Source organism: Streptomyces sp. NPDC001507 (genome assembly GCF_042894765.1).
Taxonomy (GTDB): Bacteria; Actinomycetota; Actinomycetes; order Streptomycetales; family Streptomycetaceae; genus Streptomyces.
The window spans coordinates 60980-79873 of sequence record NZ_JBIAVV010000007.1; the positions used below are offsets into that span (position 1 = coordinate 60980).

At 69.9% G+C, this 18894-nt stretch carries 7 protein-coding genes; 4 read left to right on the plus strand and 3 right to left on the minus strand.

The window, feature by feature from the left end:
* Positions 1-7: 7 nt before the first annotated feature.
* Together ACFY0K_RS23000 and ACFY0K_RS23005 are read right to left on the minus strand one after the other, a co-directional pair.
* Positions 8-2554, minus strand: a complete 2547-nt coding sequence (locus ACFY0K_RS23000; protein WP_390641421.1) for a DUF262 domain-containing protein — start codon at positions 2552-2554, stop codon at positions 8-10.
* Positions 2555-2658: 104 nt separating this feature from the next.
* Positions 2659-3498 carry a hypothetical protein gene (locus ACFY0K_RS23005; RefSeq protein WP_351959268.1) on the minus strand — a complete coding sequence of 280 codons (840 nt, stop codon included), beginning with the start codon at positions 3496-3498 and terminating at the stop codon, positions 2659-2661.
* A 354-nt stretch (positions 3499-3852) separates the two neighbouring features.
* Between ACFY0K_RS23005 and ACFY0K_RS23010 the strand changes: the two genes are divergently transcribed.
* Positions 3853-9717: an AAA domain-containing protein gene (locus ACFY0K_RS23010; RefSeq protein ID WP_390641422.1), complete on the plus strand. Its 5865-nt coding sequence runs from the start codon at positions 3853-3855 to the stop codon at positions 9715-9717.
* Between the two features lie 58 nt (positions 9718-9775).
* Here ACFY0K_RS23010 and ACFY0K_RS23015 read toward each other — a convergent pair whose 3' ends face one another.
* Complete coding sequence (locus ACFY0K_RS23015) at positions 9776-11947, minus strand: UvrD-helicase domain-containing protein (RefSeq protein WP_390641423.1); 2172 nt, start codon at positions 11945-11947, stop codon at positions 9776-9778.
* 182 nt (positions 11948-12129) lie between these two features.
* Between ACFY0K_RS23015 and drmA the strand changes: the two genes are divergently transcribed.
* Genes drmA through drmC form a run of 3 tightly spaced genes read left to right on the plus strand, consistent with a single transcriptional unit; the run spans position 12130 to position 18613 of the window.
* A complete protein-coding gene (gene drmA / locus ACFY0K_RS23020) occupies positions 12130-15960 on the plus strand; it encodes a DISARM system helicase DrmA (protein ID WP_351959271.1) in 3831 nt (1276 codons plus the stop codon).
* Positions 15957-17852, plus strand: coding sequence for a DrmB family protein (drmB, locus tag ACFY0K_RS23025; RefSeq protein ID WP_390641424.1), 1896 nt, complete (start codon positions 15957-15959; stop codon positions 17850-17852). Before drmA ends, drmB begins: the two co-directional genes overlap by 4 nt.
* Positions 17849-18613 carry a DISARM system phospholipase D-like protein DrmC gene (drmC, locus tag ACFY0K_RS23030; RefSeq protein WP_390641425.1) on the plus strand — a complete coding sequence of 255 codons (765 nt, stop codon included), beginning with the start codon at positions 17849-17851 and terminating at the stop codon, positions 18611-18613. The genes drmB and drmC overlap by 4 nt, the downstream gene beginning before the upstream one ends.
* The last annotated feature ends 281 nt before the right edge of the window (positions 18614-18894 follow it).

Here is an 18894-nt window from a genome sequence, read left to right on the forward strand (position 1 = left end):
ACCACACTCAGTCCCGCCGCGCCAGATCCAGCGCCGCCACCCCCACGAACCAGTCCAGCACCTCGCAGATCTCGTCACCGTGCTCGGCGAAGACCGTCACCGGGAAGGACGGGCGCAGCTCCAGCTTCGCCTCGGGCAGGTCGACACCCGCGATCTTGTTCAGGCGGTGCAGAAGCTCCCGGCGCTGTTCGGTGTCGTCGAAGGGTGTGCGGGACTTCAGGTGCTGGAAGACCACCTCGACCGTGCCGCTCACCGGGTAGATAGCGACCGGCCAGAGCAGGTGGGGGCTGCGGCTCGTCCCTGCGTCCAGCATCGGGAAACAACTGGTCTCGTCATGACGGCCGTAGTTGACGTAACCACCCTGCCGGCGCCAGAAGTCGAGCGCCCCCATGACACCGGGGTGCGCGTCCGGCCAGTGCTCCTGCAACTGGGTGCGGAAGCGCTCGGCCGCCGCCGCGTCCTCCCCCTCGGGGAGCGCATCGTGCGCGGCGGGCTGAGTCACGTCCTTGCCCAGCAGCGTCGCCAGCTCCGCCGCGGTCAGGCGTTGCGAGCGGTTCGCCCGGCCCCAGGTGTCGAAGCGCACACCCTCGCTCGTCAGCAGCTCCTGCGGCGCCTGCCGGTCGTCACCGTCCGCCCAGCGGAAGGAAGGGGAGATCTTGCCTTCCGAGGTGAGCACTCGGTAGGCGCCGATCACCGTCGAGTTGCCGCCCAGGTACGCTCCGACGGCCACCGGGTGGCTGCCGATCAGCTCGGCGACGTCGCCGTACGTGGTCCACGTGCCGCTCGGCATCGCCACCAGCGCGGCCCGCAGCTCGGCCCAGCCCGGGGACTCCTCACCGACCGGCTTGACCCCGCCGATCGGCCCGGGCCACAGGTCCACCGCGCGCTCGGACAGGCCGTCGGCACGCGCCAGGATCTCCGCCTTGCCCCAGCGCTGCGCCGAGGCGATCTCGAGGTTCATGCGCAGGGCGCTGGAGTCGAGGATCTGCTGCTTGCGCTCGAAGGGGTGGTTGGACAGCTTGCCGTTGTCGCCGGTCAGCGTGAGGTTGCCGAGGGTGTGCACCAGCAGGTCGTGCAGTTCCTGCGGAGTCTGGTTCGGTTCCGTCTCCTTGGAGAGGAGGTCGAACCACGCCGGAGCGGGTCGCTGCGGCAGGACGTGCTCCACGCTGAGGGACGCCTTGGCGAAGTCCACCGGCTCGGACGGACGGTAGCTCTCCTCCAGACGGCGAAGGATGTAACTGCGCTGCGGAGGACGGCCGCTCCAGTAGAACGGCTTGGTGCGGATCGCCTCGCGCAGTTCCTCGTCGCTCGGCCAGCGACGGCGACGGCCGGAGAGGAACCGCCGTACCGCCTCGGCGGCGGGCCGGTCGGTCTCCAGCTCCTTCGGCGCCTCCATGAAGATCCGGTTGAGGCCGGTCGTCGGCGTTTGGCAGATCAGGCGTCGCACCAGGTAGGACTCGACGTAGCCGAGCGCCTGCGCCGCGTCGTCCGGAGTCGTCCGGCCGGCCGCGAGCAGGTCCAGCAGGTGCAGTGCGAGCGGGTAGTGCGTCTGGCCACCCCAGGAGGCCAGGCGCTCCAGGACCGCGCGCAGGGCGGGGGACTGCTCACGGGCGGGCTCGACGATGCGCAGGAACCTCCCGGCGCGCTCGGCCAGCTGCTCGATCTCGCGCTGCAGCGCGTCCTCGTCGCCGGCCAGCGGCTGGAGTCGTTTCTGCTGTTCCCGGTAGATCTCGCTCTGCTTGGTCTTGTAGTGGCCGCGCACCACCAGGTCGAGCCAGACGAGCAGTTCGAGGTTCTTCGGTCCCAGGCTCTGCTGCATGGGCAGCCACAGCTCCTGGTAGATCCGTTCGCCTCGCTTGGGCAGCAGCATGAAGACGTAGTTGCGCAGCAGGTCGCTCTGGCTGAGCCCGACACCCGTGTTGTTGATCGACTCGAAGATCCGGTAGACGTTGTCACCGGACTCGGCGGTGATCTCCACGATGGACAGCAGATCCTTGAGAGCCGTCTCGACCGTGGCGGTCCACCGCTCGTCGCCCGCCTCATGACCCTCGGCGAGCGCACCGCGGAAGAACCGGTAGGCGGCCCCGACGTTGTCGCTGCCGCCGGCCTCGGCCCGGGACTGGACGCAGGCGGTGTACGCCTCGCGGTCCGCCTGCGTGGGCAGCAGGCGGTAGTGGTCCGCACCCTCGTGGAACTCGTTGACCAGTATCTGGCGGTGCACCCGGTCCACGCCGCGCGCGTCCCCCGTCTCCTTCAGATGGTCACGCAGCGCTGTGAAGGCCAGCATCAGAGTGGTCAGCCGCTGCTGCCCGTCCACCACCAGCCATCTCTGCACCCCGCCCGCCTGGATCTGGCCCGGTGCGAGCACCACGGAACCCAGGAAGTGCGGCGCCGCCGCCTCACCGGCCAGGTGCTGTTCGACGAGTTCCCCCACGTCCTCCCACAGCCGCTGGAGCTGTTCCCTGCCCCAGCTGTACGTGCGCTGGTAGAGCGGGACCTGAAACTGCTTGTCACCTTGGACGAGCTTGAGGAAGGTGATCTCCTGGGCGCGCATGCGCCTCCTTTCCCATGTGTCCCTGTCGCGTGCCACAGGCCCGGCCCATCCATGTCCCGGTGTTTCTCGCGCCAGGGGCGGCTGTCCGCTGAATCTATGCCCCTTCAGGCGCTGTTGTCCGCCGATGTCAGGGCCGAGCGACTGGAGACGCGGGGCATGGTCTCGTTGGGGGAGCGGCGCAGCAGCTTGATGCTGCGGCCCTCCACCCACGCGTTCCACGCCTTGAGGTAGTAGAGCAGGTGCTCACGTGAGTCGTCGCGACGCCGGTGTGCGTTGCCCAGGGCCAGGTTGAGCATGGTGTTGCGCAGCGTGAGACGCGGGTCGCCCGGCTCCAGACGGGCGCCGGTGACGACCCCCTCCTCCCAGGCGGACTGGTCGATGTCGGGCCGGGCCTCGGTGGTGACGTACCAGCCGATCGTCGCGGCCGTGACGGTGATGCGGCATCCGCGGTTCATGGCGATGCCGTGCTGCAGGGCGTCACGGACACCGGGGTGCTTGCCGAGCACATCCAGGAGCTGGTCGTTGCTCGTGACCGACGATCCGCCGCTCCACGCGGAGTTTGGTGCGGTCCGGTAGAGGTGCAGTCCTCGCAGGGCGGCCGCCAGATGGGTCGCGTTGGCCTCACCCGCGAGGGCGAGCGCGTCGCGGCCGGTGCGCTTGCGGCCTGTGTCCATCACGGTGAACGCCGTGCGCGGCACGCCGCGCGCGACGGTCAGTTGCACGGTGACTCCCGCCTTGGCGATGGCCGCCAGACGGTGTTGCCCGTCGATCAGGACACCGTCCTCGTCGAAGGCGATGCCCTGGTGAGTCAACTGCCACTCACCACGCTGGATCTGGCCGGCCAGTTGCTGCACCGTGCCCTTGCTGAGCGGTCGGTTGTTGGTGTTGCGGGTCAACCACTGTGCCGCCAACTGGGGCGAGACGTCGACCACTTGCATGTCCATGGTGCGAATTGCCCTTCTCCGGGAGCGACGTCACGCACTATGCACGGGTGACGCTTTCGAGATCGTGCCTTGAGAGTGTGAACTTAGTCAATGCTCTTTTCGTCGTCGATTTCGACCTCTATCGTGACGCCGGGGCGCGCTGAAGTCGCTGCTTGATCGCTCGCCGACGAGCTTGCGGCCCGGCTTGGTCTAAGGGCGGCAATGCCGGCAGGAGTTGCTGATACGCTCCCTGCGTGTGCTCAGTTCACACTCAAGTTCGCGCGCCGGGGGGCGTTGTAGGTGGCTTGAGGAGCTGGGCGAGATGTCACTGAAGGGGTCATGAGCTGGCCCTCAGCACACAGTGGGGTGGGGCGTGTGAGTCAAGATGAGAGCGTGCCGGGTGACGGCCTGTGGCCGGTCGGTTCCGTCTACCAGTACGACGACGGGCTGTACGTACGGGTGGACGACGTCATGCCCTACGAACTGGCCGACGCCGACGACGGTCACGGGTATCGGCCGGGTGACGACTTGGTGCGCTGCACCCTGCACCTGAGCAACGGCACCGGGCGGCCCGTCGAAGTGGACGGGATCACCCTGCTGGTGCGCGGCGGCCCGTACGGCAAGACGGCCCGTCAGGTGCAGGACTACAGCGGTGAACTGCTCGACGACGAGCTGGAGGGCACCCTGCGCTCGGGACGCAGGCTCTCCGCCACGTGGGCCTACAGCATCCCCGTCGGAACCGCCGACGACCTGGACATCGAGGTCCGTTTCCGGGGGTCGCACGACCGGGAGAGTGTCACCTTCACCACGGCCGCGACCGCCGTGCCGGCCACCCTGGGCACCGGCGCCGCGTCCTTGTCCCGTGGCAGCGGCACACAGGCAGAGCCCGGCGACCCCGGCATCCGCACCGGCGGATTCGGGCAGCAGCACAGCGCCCGTGACACGCTCGACGCCATCCCCGCGCAGCCGGCCGGCCCGGGGCGCCAGATCACGCCGTCACCCGTGCCTCAACTCTCCGGCGACGAGCTCGACGCCGCACGCGTGCGGCAGATCTTCCGCTTCCTCGCCGAGGCGGAGGAGTCGAAGACGCGCCCCGTGCGCACGCTGGACGGCGCGGCCGGCACCGTGTGGTTCGACGAACTGCCCGACGACGACGGTGTCGCGGTGATGATCGACGGCATGCTCGGCACCGACGAGCCGGCCTGGCTGACCGTCACCCGCCCCGAGCGCGAGGACGCGCCGCACCCCAAGGCTCTGCTCGCCCCCTGGGTGGACGAGAACCGCATCCGCGACTTCAAGCAGACCCGCGCCCCACACCTGCGCCGGCGCATCGAACCGGAGTTTCCCGACTGGTCGCAGGGCATCCCGCTCGACAAGACCTACCACGAGCTGGACGAGCACCCCCAGCGGGAGAAGATCGAAAAGCTGTACGCCGCCTGGGCACAGGAATGGCTCGCGTGGGCGGAGCGGCGCCGCGCGATCGACCCCGTCGTCAGGCTGTACGACCGGCTGCACAAGATGCACGAGGACGCCGCCAACCTCGGCGAGGCCTACGAACTCGTGCTTGGGCTCGGCCGCCTGACCTGGCAGACGGCCGCGGGGCAGCGGGTGGAACGGCACCTCGTCACCCACCGGGCCACTCTCCGGCTCGATCCGTCCACCGGCACGCTCACTGCCGCCCCCGATCCGACCGGCGCCGGACTGGAACTCGAAGAGGGCATGCTCGAAGGGGCCCAGCACGTGCCGGGTCCCGTGCGGGAGAAGATCGTCGAGGTACTGGAAGGCGCCTCGGACGTAACGGACCCCGAACACCTCGACTCCGTGCACACCGCTCTGCGTAGCTGGGTCAATGCCGCGCACAGCGCCGGCAGCTACGCACCTACCGTGGAGCGCGCCAAGCCGCGCAGCCTCGACGTTCCGCAGGTGGGACTCACCCCCGCGCTCGTCCTGCGGGAACGCAGCCGCCGCTCGACCATGGACGCGCTCAAGGCCATCGCCCGGCAGATCGACGCGGGCACCCCGCCCACCGAACTGCTCAGCTACATCGCGGGCCGCGACGGCGCGCTCACCGCGGCGGACCTCGCGGCGGCGGAGGGCGAGACCGCGACCGACGGCGACGAGATGTACTTCGCCCTGCCCGCCAACGAGGAGCAGCGCACGATCGCCGAACGCCTGCGCGCCAACCGGCTCGTCGTCGTCCAGGGTCCGCCCGGCACCGGCAAGACGCACACCATCGCGAACCTGGTCACGGACCTGCTGGCCCAGGGCAAGCGAGTCCTCATCACCAGCCACACCCCGCGTGCCCTGCGCGTGCTGCGGGACAAGCTTCCGGAGTCCGTCCGCGACCTGTGCGTGAGCCGTACCGAGGACGGCGCGGCCGCCCAGCGTGAGCTGGAGGCGTCCGTGCACAAGATTCTCAGCGAGTACGCCGGCTACGACGAGAAGGCCTCCTGGAAGGCGGTCAAGGCGCTCCAGTCCCGACTCGCCAAGGCCCGCGCCGCTCAGCGGGCCATGCTGCGCGACCTCGCGGTGCTGCGCGAGCAGGAAACCCACCGCTTCAAGGCGGAGATCGGCGACTACAGCGGCAGCCTCCAGGAGATAGCCGAGCGGCTCACCGCGGAGACGGGACGATACGACTGGCTCGGCCCCGTCCCGCAGGAGCAGCCCGCCCTGACCGCCGACGAGGCCCTGCACCTGCTGCACGCCACCCGCGCGTACACCCCGGACCACCAGGCCCTGGCCGCCGAGGTGCCCGGACCCTCCGAGCTGCCGAGTCCCGGTGACTTCGAGGAGGCCGTGCGGGTCGTGCGGTCGGCTGAGGACACGCATGCCGCCGCGCGTCGGGATCCCCTGTGCGCGGAACACGACGCCGCGGTGCGGAGCCTGCGCGAGGTCGAACAGCAGCGGCTGTCCTCGGCGCTCGACGCCTTCTCCGCCGCCCGCGCTCGTGCCGCGTCGCTCGCCGCTCCGGCCGGCGACTGGGCCGCGGTGCTGCTGAAAGAGGTGACTGAGGGCCAGGACTGGCAGGCGCGCAGCCGGCGGGCCGCCGTCTCCGATGCCCTCTCAGCCGTCGACGCCTCGCTCGCCACGCTCGGCACGGCCATGGTCAGCGGCCTTGACCAGTACGACCCGGCCACGGCGCTCGCCCAGGCCACCGCTCTGCACGACGGGCTCGGTCAGGGCCAGAAGCTGCGTGGGCCCCTCGGCATGCGCTCCAAGCTGGGGAAGACGGTCGGCGCGTTCGTGGACGCCGTACGGGTAGACGGACGGATGCCGGAGGACGTCCCGACGGCGACTGTCGTCCTCGCCCGCATCCGGCTCGAACTGCGCCTGGCCCAGATGGAGTCAGAGTGGGGCACTCCCGCCACCGCCTGGCACGGACACGGGCCCCGTCTCGCACGGCTGCGTCAGGAGGCGGAGGTGCTCGACGCGCTGCTCGCTGTCGCCGCTGCGCGTACCGACGTCCTGACCGCCGCGGCCACCTCGCCGGCGCTCGCCGTCGCCACCTGGCACCACGCCTCCGTCGAGCACGCCGTGCGCACCTTGCTGCGCGCGGCGACCACGCTGCGCGCGGCCGAAGGGTCACGCAAGGTCATCGCGGACACCGAGGAACTGCTGCATGCCTGGAGCGACCGGCCCAGTGCCGCACCCGCGGTCGTGCGCGCCCTTGAAGCCGTACGCGACCGGGATCCCGACGGCTACCGCTCGTTCAGCGAAGAGATGGCCGAGGTGCGGGAAGCCGCGCGGCTCCGGGCCGAACAGGACACGGCCCTCACCTGTGTCCGCGAGGCGTTTCCGGCTCTGGCCGAGCGCATCACGGCCACCCACGAGGACACCGCCTGGGACACCCGGCTGCCCGCGCTTGCCAAGGCCTGGGCCTGGTCGGCTTGGCGTGAGCGGCTGGAGCGGCTGACCGACCCCGAGGCCGAACGTGCCCTGCGCAAGCGGCTGACGGAGGCGGACGACGAGGCCCGCATCATGCTCGCCCGGCTCGCCGCCGCCCGCGCCTGGCACCGCTGCCTCGGCCTGCTCACCGGCGACCAGTCCCGGGCGCTCAGCGCCTACCAGCAGGCCGCCCGGCGCATCAAGGGCAAGTACCAGCACCGCTACCGGCGCGACGCCCAGGCCGCCCTGCGCAAGGCACAGACGGCGGTGCCGGCCTGGATCATGCCCTTGCACCAGGTCGCCGAGACAGTGCCCATGGACCGGCCCGGCATGTTCGACGTCGTGATCGTCGACGAGGCCAGCCAGTCCGGCCTGGAGGCCATGCTGCTGAGCTGGCTCGCCGACCGGATGGTCGTCGTCGGCGACAGCAAGCAGGTCAGCCCGTCCAACGTCGGCCTCAAGCAGGACGAGTACTTCCATCTCAGGGACCGCTTGCTTACCGCGCTGGAACCGGACGTCCGCAGCCTGTTCGGCCCCGACTCCAGCTTCTTCGACCTCACCGAAGCCCTTTCGGCGGGCCGCGGCACGCTCATGCTCAAGGAGCACTTCCGGTGCATGCCGGAGATCATCTCCTTCTCCAACGACCTCTGTTACAACCACGATCTGCTGCCCCTACGGCAGTACGGTGCCGACCGGCTGCCCCCGGTCCGCACCGTGCACGTCGAACACGGTGAAGCCCTCGGCGCCAACTCCCGGCTGTGCAACCCCGCCGAGGCCGAGGCGCTCGTCGACGCCATCGTGCGGTCCTGCGCCGACCCGGCCTACGACGGGAAGACGATGGGGGTCATCAGTCTCCGCGCCAGCAAGGGCCACCTGGCGGAACTGGAAAACCTGCTGGCCGACCGCCTCGACTACGAGCAGCGAGAAGAGCGGCGCATCCGGGTCGGCGACGCCGAGGACTTCCAGGGCGACGAGCGGCATGTCATGTTCGTCTCCTGCGTCAACTCACCGTCCACGGACGCCGGATCCGTGCCGGGCGGCTTCAACGGCAAGACCTACGAGCAGCGGATCAATGTGGCCGCCTCGCGCGCTCAGGACCAGGTGTGGGTGTTCCACAGCGCGCGCGCCGAACAGTTCCACGAGAACGACCTGCGCCGACGGTGGCTCGACCACCTCACCCGGCCCGCGGAGGAGGACACCGCTGCCGTCCAGGGCGAGGTCCTGCCCGACGTCCGGCACGAAGCGTTCGACAGTCTGTTCCAGCAGAAGGTCTACCTGGAACTGGCCGCACGGGGCTATCGCGTCCGTCCGGGGTACAAGGTAGGGCGCCACACCCTCGATCTGGTGGTGGAGGGCGGGACGCGCCGGCTCGCGGTCGCCTGCGACGGTGACGCCTTCGCCGAAGGCGAGGACGCCTCCACGGCAGCGGCCAGGCAGCGAGACCTGGAACGCGTCGACTGGACGTTCGTCCGGATCCGGGGCAGCCGGTTCCACCTCGACCGCGAGCAGGCGCTGGCGCCCCTGTGGGCGGAGCTAGGACGGCTGGGCATCGAGCCGGTGCGGGGGGAGACGGAGCCATCGGGCACCGCAGCCGACTCCGTGCGCGCCGGGACGGAGCCGGACGACGAAAGCGCGACGACCGAGCGCGGGAGCGGACCGAGCGAGCGCTCGGGCGGTACAGGAACGGCGATCGCAGCCGCCGCCGTGGAGGCGGTACCGGCGCCCGTGGATCCGCGCGAGTCGATGCGCGGTCCGGCCCTGGAGGCAATGTCCGCTCCGGCGATGCCGTCCGTGCTGTCGTCGAAGAACCGCGCCGACACCGGCTCCTCCGCGGGCCCCGCCCGGCCGACAGAGCCCGGCGTTGCGCTGCCCGGCCCGGGCCCGGTGACGCGGAGCACGGTGCCGGTCCGGCAGATCCCCGCCGCGGCCTTCCAGCGGCTGGTACGCGAGGCGCAGCAGTTGCAGGCGGCCCTCGACGCTTCCGACGAGACACCCGAGGGGGCCGACGCGTCGCAGCTCGTCTTCCTCAGGAAGACGCGGGCCGACCAGCGTGACCGGCGCACGAAGCGCCTCGCATTCCTGCGGACGTTCCTCGACACCGTCGGCGTCGGACGGGAATTGACCGTCCCGGACGTGGTGATCCCGGGCGCGCTGCTGGTCCTGGAGTTCGACGGCGAACTCGAAGGGGACATCCTGTACACCGTCGCCGAACTACCCACCGAGGAGGCGGACATCGTCTCTCCGTCGTCCCCCCTCGGCCACGCGCTGATGTGGCAGCCCGTCGGACATGAGATCTCGTACGACGCGTCCCAGGGCAAGAGGCGCACGGTCGTCGTCCGGGAGATTAGGGCCTGAGCTCTTCGACCGTCGGCCCTGCCACACGTATCGCGCAAGTGACAGGGCCGCGCGTGTCTCAGCCGGCGACCGGGTCCAGCAGGCGGCTGCGCTGACCGCTCCAGGAGATGGCCAGTGCGTCACGCGCCCGCGTGCAGGCGACGAAGAGCAGGCAGTGCTCGGCCACCAGATCGGAACGGTGCTGAACGGCGTCCTCGTCGGCGGGCGTCACCTGCGGAGCGAAGGGGAGCACGCTCGACGTCACGCCCACGACGGCCACGCAGCGGAACTCCAGTCCCTTCATCGCGTGCATCGTCGCCACGCGCACACCCGACACGTCCGGGCCCGGGTCGTCCTTGACCGCGACCGCCGGAAGGCCCTCCCGGCGCAGACGCGTGATGACGGCGTCGACCAGCGTGTTGAACCGGGCGCACACCGCCACTTCGGACAACTTGACGCCGTCCTGGTCCACCCAGATCCGGATCTGCTCCACCAGCGCCCGCAGCTCGTCGTCCTGGCCGGCGTGACCGCGGGCCACCGGAACGCGGCCGTGCAGCTCGGACCGGTAGCCCCGCAGCGAGTCGGGGCCGCCCTCATCGTCGTCGTCCTCACCGAGCCGCCCCACCGGCTGACCGTCCAGGAGCGACGCCGACCAGCGCAGGATCTCCTCTGTGCTGCGGTAGTTGATGCGCAGCCGTGACGTGCGCCCCCGCACATGAATGCCCAGCGAGCGAAGCGAGACCCGGGAGTCGTAGATGCGCTGGTGGGGGTCGCCGACGAGGAACAGGTCGTCGTCCTGTTCGGCTACGCAGGCGCGCAGTACCCGCCACTGGGCCGGGTGCAGGTCCTGCGCCTCGTCCACCACTACGTGCCGGTAGCGCGGTCCCTTCTCGGCCAGGATCCGGGCGGCCTGGTCGCAGAGCATGGTGTATGTCGCAGAGTCGCGCGCGGTCAGGTCCGTCGTGAACCGTTCCATCACCCGCCACAGCCGCGCCCGCTGCACCCGTCCGACCTGCGTCCCGCGTCCCCTGCGCACGCAGCGCAGGTACTCCTCGGGCGTCCGCAGGCCCTGAGCCAGGACGACGCTCCGGAACTCCTGGGAAAGGAAGCGCTCGGACCAGGGTAGGTCCTCGCGGGCGGTGGCACGGGTCCAAGCGCTCTTCTCGGCTGCCGCCGACAACGGCTTCGGCGAACTGCCCCTCGCCTCACGTATGACCCGGGCGGCCAGCGAGTCCACCGTCGTGACGTCGACCCGGTCGAGCAGGTGGGCGTCGGCCTCGCCGAGCAGCAGGGCGAGGCTGTCCCGCAGGGCGGCCGCCATGGCGTTGGTGAAGGTGGTGAGGAGGATCCGGTCGTCCTTGTGCCCGGCGCGCAGTAGATGCCGGACTCGGTGCAGCGCGACGACGGTCTTGCCGGTGCCTGGGCCGCCCGTCACCTGAGCGGGTCCGTTGAATCCGGGATGGTAGGCGTACCGGCGCTGGGCGGGGTGCAGAAAGACGCGCCAGCGGGTGAAATCCTCGGTGAGGATGCGCTCCAGCTCACCGGGGCCGGTGACTTCCACGATGCGGTTGGGCGTGTTGAGGATCGCCTCGCTGAGCGTGACGGCCGGCCGGTCCTCGGCCGTGCGAACCGTCTGCCCGCGCGGAGCGATCAGCTGCTCCCAGACGTCCTCGGGCGAGTAACCTGCCGCCAGGTACTCCAGCACCTCGTACTGGTCGGAGGGCATCATGGGCGGCGCCATGACGGTCAGGTCGTCCGCCGTGACGCACACCCGCGCCAGCCGCAGCACCTGATCGTCGACGCCCAGATCGCGCAGCACGGTGTCGGAGTGCCTGGCGAACAGACGTGCCGGCGTCTCGACCGCCTTCGTCTCGAAGTAGGTCTCCATCTGTTCGAGCGCCTCGACATTGCGGACCTCCAGTCCGCCGGTGGCCCCGTTGACCGAGTAGGCGCGCTTGCAGGCCCAGTTGATCGCCTCGTCGTGCGGTGCGACCCGCAGCAGCGTGTACAGCCCGCTCCCGTCGTCCGGGGCGAGGAGCACCCCCCGGTAGAACCGGGTGATCCGGATCGTGCGGATCCGGGGGTCGCGCGCTCCTTCGAGCTTCTCCAGGTGCATTCCCTTGCTGGCGTGCAGTTGAGGCACGGTCAGGCCCCGGAACATCTGAATCGCGTCGTTGACGTCCTTCTGAACCGGTCGCTGCAACGAGATCAGATCGGCGACGAAGTCGTCGGAGAGGGCGAGTCGGGGCATGGGCGTCCTCGGGTCACGGGCGGGCGGCGGGCGGGCACCAGACTAGAGACTGATCGGGATGCCGGGCGACGGAGCGTCCGGGAGTCATTGTGTGAACTCAGTCAACAATCTATATTTCTGATGCCGTCACACCATCGGCGCACGCCCGAATCCCAACGGACCTGTCCGAAAGGACCCACCGTATGCCGGCCCAGCCTGCCCAGGCCGCTGTCCCACATCCGCTCGACGAAGTTCCCCAGACGTTCCGGGCGGGGGACTCCTACGCGGTCCGGGACGTACTCGTGACCTACATCCGCCGGGACCTGCTGGGCCCCTGGGACGGCGCGACGGAGACCCTTCCGAGTGCCTCATCCGGGCCGCGTGACCGTTACCTGGTCGGCATGCTCGGTCCCCGCCCCCAGGCCGTCACCACGGAACGGATCGCCCGGGCGGCGGCACAGAGCGCGGACGGCGAGTCGGGCGACGAGCAGGAAGGTGACGACAGCGACCTGCAGGACCGGCTGAGCCCGCAGGCCGCCGGGCACATCTGGGCGTCATCCATGGGGCTGTCCTTCACCGTCCCAGCCTCCGTCGGCACGCTCAGTGCCGTCGTCCGCTGGGGACGGTACACGCAGTCGGAGGAGGCCACCGAGCGGGGGACGACCCGCAGGGTCTGGTCGCGTGAGCCGGTGGAGCACCTGGTGGACATCGACCTGACGGGATGGAGCGACCGGGTCGTCGAACTCGACGGCGAAGCCGTCGTCCTCGACGTGCAGGTACGCCGGCACACTGGCCGCACGGACGCCGAAAACCTGCGCATAGTCGAGCTGGCCCTGGTGAACAGGCAGCCGGACAGCCGGGACGCACGCGACGCCCACTGGCTCTTTCAGACGGAGATCGACGTCACCGCCTTCCCTGACGACCAGGCCGCGGTCTTCCTGCCGGTTGACGATCCACTCGACACGACCGGCCACGGCAAGGCGCCCCAGGACCCCGAGGAACGGCGGCTGCGTCTCCTCTACCGTGACAGTCTCAGCCACGCAAAGGGCCGCAACGTGGCCGTGCACGCGCACGTCCGTGACGGCGAACGCAACGCCCATCGCCTGACCACCGTCTGGCTTCCCGAGTACGACGTGAGGGCCACGACCGCCCCGGCGCTCGAGGAGCAGGACCTGCTTCGCGGGCTGGAGTTGGGCATGGACGAACTGGCCGCGCTCGCCGTCCCAGACCGCCGGACCGAACTCGGCGCGGCCCTGGCACCGCTGGCCGACGGGTACGGCGCCTGGCTGGAACAGCAGCGCCGGGCAGCCCACTCACTCCCCGGCGACCTGCGCGCATCGGCGGAGGTCGCGATCGAGCAGGCACTCGAGGTCTGTGACCGCATCACCCTCGGCATCGACCGGCTCCTGGCCGACGAAACGGCCCTGGCGGCCTTCCGGTTCGCCAACCAGGCCATGGCCCTGCAGCGGCGCAACACCGCCGTCGCGGCCGCCCGCGCCGGCCGCGAGAACGACCCCCTCTCCTATCGGGAGGCCCAGGAGGAGGTCCACGCCAAGGGCAAGGCGGCAGCCACCTGGCGCCCGTTCCAGCTCGCCTTCGTGCTGTTGAACATCGCCTCCCTCACCCAGCCCGGACATCCGCACCGAGGCACCGGCCGCGCAGCCCTCGTCGATCTGCTCTTCTTCCCGACCGGCGGCGGCAAGACCGAGGCGTATCTGGGCCTGGCCGCCTACACCTTCGCGCTCAGACGCCTGCAGGGGACGGTCGGCTCGGGAACCGAAGCCCGCAGCGGCGAGGCAGGAGTGGGCGTGCTCATGCGCTACACCCTGCGGCTGCTGACCGCCCAGCAGTTCCAGCGCGCCGCCGCCCTGGTGAGCGCCTGTGAGGTGCTGCGCCGCGCGGAGTTCGCACGGGACCGGCGCTGGGGCTCCACACCCTTCCGCATCGGGCTCTGGGTGGGCACTTCCGTCTCGCCGAACTGGTTCGACGAGGCGAAGGAACAGATCGCGGAGGCCAAGGAGAGCGCCAGCGACAAGCACGCCCGCGTCCTTCAGGTCCTCACCTGCCCCTGGTGCGGCAGCGGACTGACGGCCCGCTCGAACATGGAGTACGACGAAGGCCGCCGTCGCATCCTGCTGTACTGTCCGCGCGGGGAGGGAGAGGACTGCTGCCCCTTCTCCCGTCGCGAATCGGTCGGGGAGGGTATTCCGGTCCTCACCGTCGACGAGGAGATCTACCGGCTGGCGCCCTCGCTGCTGATCGCCACGGTCGACAAGTTCGCCCAGCTCCCGTGGAACGGCTACGCGGGCCTGCTGTTCGGCAGGGTCACCGAGCTCTGCCCCCGCCACGGGTACCGGCACGACGACCTGGACGCCAAGACCGGCTGCGGCGGCCGGCACAACACCCGGGGCGCCCTGCCCGGCGTCACCGCCCAGCCCGTCACCCGCCTGCGACCCCCGGACCTGATCATCCAGGACGAGCTGCACCTGATATCCGGGGCACTCGGCACCACCGTGGGCCTCTTCGAAGGCGCCGTCGACCAGTTGTGCACGTGGAGCTTCACCGACGCCCACGGACGACGTCAGGAGACCGGTCCCAAGATCGTCGCGTCCACCGCGACCACCAAGCGGGCCGCCGACCAGGTGCGCGGTGTCTTCGGCCGCGAGGTCGCCGTCTTCCCGCCCCAGGTGCTGGACGTCGGCGACACCTTCTTCTCCCGGCAGGTGGAACTGAGCCGGGAGAACCCGGGCCGTCGCTACCTCGGAGTGTGCGCGCACGGCACGCGACTGAAAGCCGCCGAGATCCGCGTCGCGGAGATCCTGCTGCTCGCCGGACAGCAGCTCTTCGACGACTACGGCAGCCCGGCGGACCCGTACCTGACGCTCGTCGGGTACTTCAACGCGACCCGCGAACTCGCCGGCATGCGAAGGTACATGGACGACGACATCACCACCCGGGTGCGTGCCAACGGCAGCCGGAAGGGTCAGGACACGCTCTCGGACCGCATCGTGAGCAAAGCGGGGATGCTCAGCATCCAGGAGCTGACCTCCCGTATCTCGTCGGCGGACATCGGAGCCGCTCTGAAGCGGCTGGAGATCGAATTCGACCCCGAGCGGGACACCTCGGTGCGGCGGCGCGCCCTCATCCGCGAGTACGCGGTCGCCATGAAAGAAAAGCGAGAGCCCCGCGCGTCCATGACACCGACCGTCCGGCAGGCCGTCGACGTGGTCCTCGCCACCTCGATGCTGCAGGTCGGTGTCGACGTCTCCCGCTTCGGCCTCATGCTGGTCGTCGGCCAGCCCAAGAACACCGCCGAGTACATCCAGGCGTCCTCCCGCGTCGGCCGTGACGCCAGACGCCCAGGACTGGTGGTGACCCTCTACAATTGGTCGCGGCCCCGCGACCTCGCGCACTACGAGGACTTCGAGCACTACCACGCGACGTTCTACCGTCAGGTAGAGGCCCTCTCCGTCACCCCGTACACCCGCCGCGCACTCGACCGGGGCGTCGCCGCCACCTACGTCGCCGCCCTACGGCACGCGGCCTACGACACCTCCCGCAACCTCGACGCCCACCAGGTCGACCTGGACGGGCCGCTCGCGCAGGACGTCGAACGGCGGCTTCTGGAACGCGCGGAACGGGTGGGCGGCGATCGGCCGCGCCAGTACCTGAGCGAACGGCTGGACCGGCTGAAGGACGAATGGCGCCGCAAGCGTGACGAAAGCAGCTCAGCGCTCGGCTACCGCAAGGAGAAGCACAAGACGACCGTCGTGAACGGACTGCTCAGGCGGGCCGACGGATCCCGGTGGACCGAGCTGACCGTCGGCATGTCGATGCGTGAGACGGAGAACGAGATCAACCTGCTCCTGCCCGGCGGCGGAGCGTTCCTGGAAGAAGCCTCGGGCGGCGGACCCGACTGGACGTTCGGCACGCCCGCGACCGACTCCGACGGCGACCCCGACACGGTGACCACCGTGGACAGTGACGAGTACGGGCCGCTCACGGCTGACACGGCCAGGAAGGCGCAGCGATGAGCACCCATGCCGGAAACCGCAGGGTCGGTGCCGTACGGCCCAGCCACCTCATGTTCACCGCCGGTGTCGGCTCCCTCGTCGACCTGCCGAACTTCTCGGTCCTCATCCGGGGTCTCGATTCCTGGAGCCATTCCGGGATCACCGACTACGACATCGACGAGCCCCGCCTCCGCGCCGCGGTCAACCGATCCCTCCAGCGCTACGGCCGCGGACAGGTCGAGCAGTTGCGGGCCGCTCCCTGGCTCGAAGGCGCCGACACGGATCCGAAGGGCTGGGCGGCCCAGGGAGTCGGCGTGCCCGTCACGCCCTTCCCGCAGTGGCTGCGCTGCACCGCGTGCAACGTGCTGGCTGCCGTCGACTCCGCAGAGTTCGCGTTCTTCAACCCCAACCCACGGACACCGCACGAGGCTAAGTTCGTCCACGACTGCAAGCGGGGCAAGCCACTCGCTGTGGCCGCCCGCTTCACCCTGGTTTGCACCGCTGGGCATCTCGACGAGTTCCCGTACACTGCGTACGTCCACCACGGCCAGGCCTGCGGCAAGACACCGCGACCGAAGCTGCGCATGAAGGACCACGGCGGCAACCAGGCCGCCAACGTCACCATCGAATGCGTCGCCTGCGGAGTCAAGCGCAACATCCGGGAGGCCATGGGGGAGCGAGGCCGCCGCAACCTGCCTTCATGCCGCGGGCGGCACCCGCACCTGGGTACCTTCGAGTCGAACGGCTGCACGCAGGAGCCCGTCCTGATGGTGGCAGGCGCCTCCAACCAGTGGTTCCCGCTGACTCTCAGCGCGCTGGCCCTGCCCAAGGTCCAGGGCGGAGACATCGACAAGCTTCTCGACGACCACTGGCCTGACCTCGAACTCATCGACGACCGGGACCAGTTCGACTTCATGGCCCGCATGCCGAAGTTCGCCTTCCTGAAGGACTTCGACGCCGACGCAGCGGTCGCGGCCATCGCAGCGCGCAAACAGGGGACGGCCGGACCGGCTCCCTCCGCGCCCGACGTTCAGGCCGACCTCTTCGGGCCGGAATGGGACGCGCTCTCCGGACCCGTCCCTGCTCCCAGTGACGACTTCGCACTGCGGCAGGTCCCGGTGCCGGCCCCTCTGAGCGAGTTGTTCGCCGACATCAGGCAGGTCGAGCGGCTGCGCGAGGCACGGGCGCTGATCGGTTTCACCCGGCTCGACGCGCCTGACCCGGAATCCCCGGAGATCGCCACGCGAGTCGAACTGTCCCGCGGAGTCCGCAACTGGGTGCCGGCGAGCGAGGTCCGCGGCGAGGGTATCTTCCTGCGCGTACGGGACGGTCTGATGGCGGAGTGGATCGTCCGCATGGAGAAGTCCGCGCAGATGGAAGCACACAAAGAGGCCTACGCACGATTCCGGGCCAACCGGAAGTCGGACCGCAAGACGAGTGACTTCGACCCCTACTACGGCTGGCCCGGAGCGCGGTACATCGCCCTGCACACCCTGTCCCACCTGCTGATCCGCACTATCGCCCTGGAATGCGGGTACAACTCCGCCTCGCTCGCCGAGCGGATATACGCGGGAGACGAGCAGAACCCGAGGACGGGCATCCTCATATACACCGCGGTTCCCGACTCCGAGGGCACCTTGGGTGGTTTGGTCTCCCTCGCCGAGGAGCGCGAGTTCGACCGGATCGTGCGCCGAGCCCTGACCGACGCCGGTCACTGCTCGGCCGATCCGCTTTGCGCCGAGCGCCTGCCACACGATCCGGCCGACTTCCTCCACGGAGCCGCGTGCCACGTCTGCCTCTTCGTCTCGGAGACGACGTGCGAACGCGGCAACCGGTTCCTGGACCGTCGTTTCCTCGTCCCGTTGTCCGGGGACAAGGAACCGGTGCTGACGCCCGTCGGTCTCCTGCCGTGAGCCGACCTGGGTTCGAGGCCGCTGCCGAGGCCGCCGTGGCGGCCCTCGGGCTCTCCCGCACCAAGGATCTGGTCGGGCTGCTCGCTCAGGCACGCTCCCGGGAACGGATCCTGACCGCACTGGCCACGCCGGCGGCCGGCGAGGCCGTGGCGCGACTGTACGACGCCATCGAGTCGGAGTCGGTGCCGCCGGCCGAGGCGGCTGCCTATCTGCGCGGATACGTCGCCGCCCGGCAGAAGGCCCGGGACACCGTCCGGGTCCGCACGGTGTGGAGTGGTCCCTCCACACCTGCCGTACCCGTCCGTGCCACCGCCCAGGTGCTCATCGAGGTCATCAACGCGGCCGAGCAAGAACTGCTGGCCATGACGTACGCGGCTCGTCCCTACCCCGCCCTGGTACGTGCCCTGACAGGGGCCGTGGACAGGGGCGTGCAGACGCACGTCGTGGTCGAGACCCTGGCCGGCGCCGGCGGACTTCTCTCGGGGAAGGAGCCTGCCGACGCGTTCGCATCGGCGCCCGGGGTGAAGCTATGGACCTGGGCCCGGAACCCGGCCCAGCAGACCCGCTCCCGTCAGCACGCCAAGCTCGCCGTCGCCGATCGTCACACACTCTTCTTGGGCAGCGCCAACCTGACCGAGTCCGCCGCAAGGCGCAACATCGAAGCCGGTGTGCTGGTCACCGGTGGGGAAGCGCCCCGACGTGCAGCCGAACACATTGTGGAGTTGCAACGCCTGGGCGTATTGGAGCCTCTTCAACACTGAACAGCCGAGAACGTCTGGCTCAGTTCTTTGGGCATTCAGAAGAAGCCAAGATTCTTCGGCGAGTACGAGACGAGGAGGTTCCTCCCCTGCTGGCGGTACGTCTGCCCGCCCTGGTGACACGACGTTGGCCGCGGCGACGAAGCATCACACCTCGTCAGAGGTGGACACTCCCTTGCGCCACGACCGTATCGTCAGCCGTCAACTCCCCCCTCGGACACAGAGTGACTCGCTATGGCGACAAGCGGATGAGGGCCTCGACCAAACGGTCGTGGCCCTATCTG

What these genes read in the sequence shown, in the direction of transcription:
- drmB (WP_390641424.1), top strand. Translation starts at nt 15,957, where the DNA reads ATGAGCACCCATGCCGGAAACCGCAGGGTCGGTGCCGTACGGCCCAGC.
- ACFY0K_RS23015 (WP_390641423.1), bottom strand. Translation starts at nt 11,947, where the DNA reads ATGCCCCGACTCGCCCTCTCCGACGACTTCGTCGCCGATCTGATCTCG.
- ACFY0K_RS23005 (WP_351959268.1), bottom strand. Translation starts at nt 3,498, where the DNA reads ATGGACATGCAAGTGGTCGACGTCTCGCCCCAGTTGGCGGCACAGTGG.
- drmA (WP_351959271.1), top strand. Translation starts at nt 12,130, where the DNA reads ATGCCGGCCCAGCCTGCCCAGGCCGCTGTCCCACATCCGCTCGACGAA.
- ACFY0K_RS23000 (WP_390641421.1), bottom strand. Translation starts at nt 2,554, where the DNA reads ATGCGCGCCCAGGAGATCACCTTCCTCAAGCTCGTCCAAGGTGACAAG.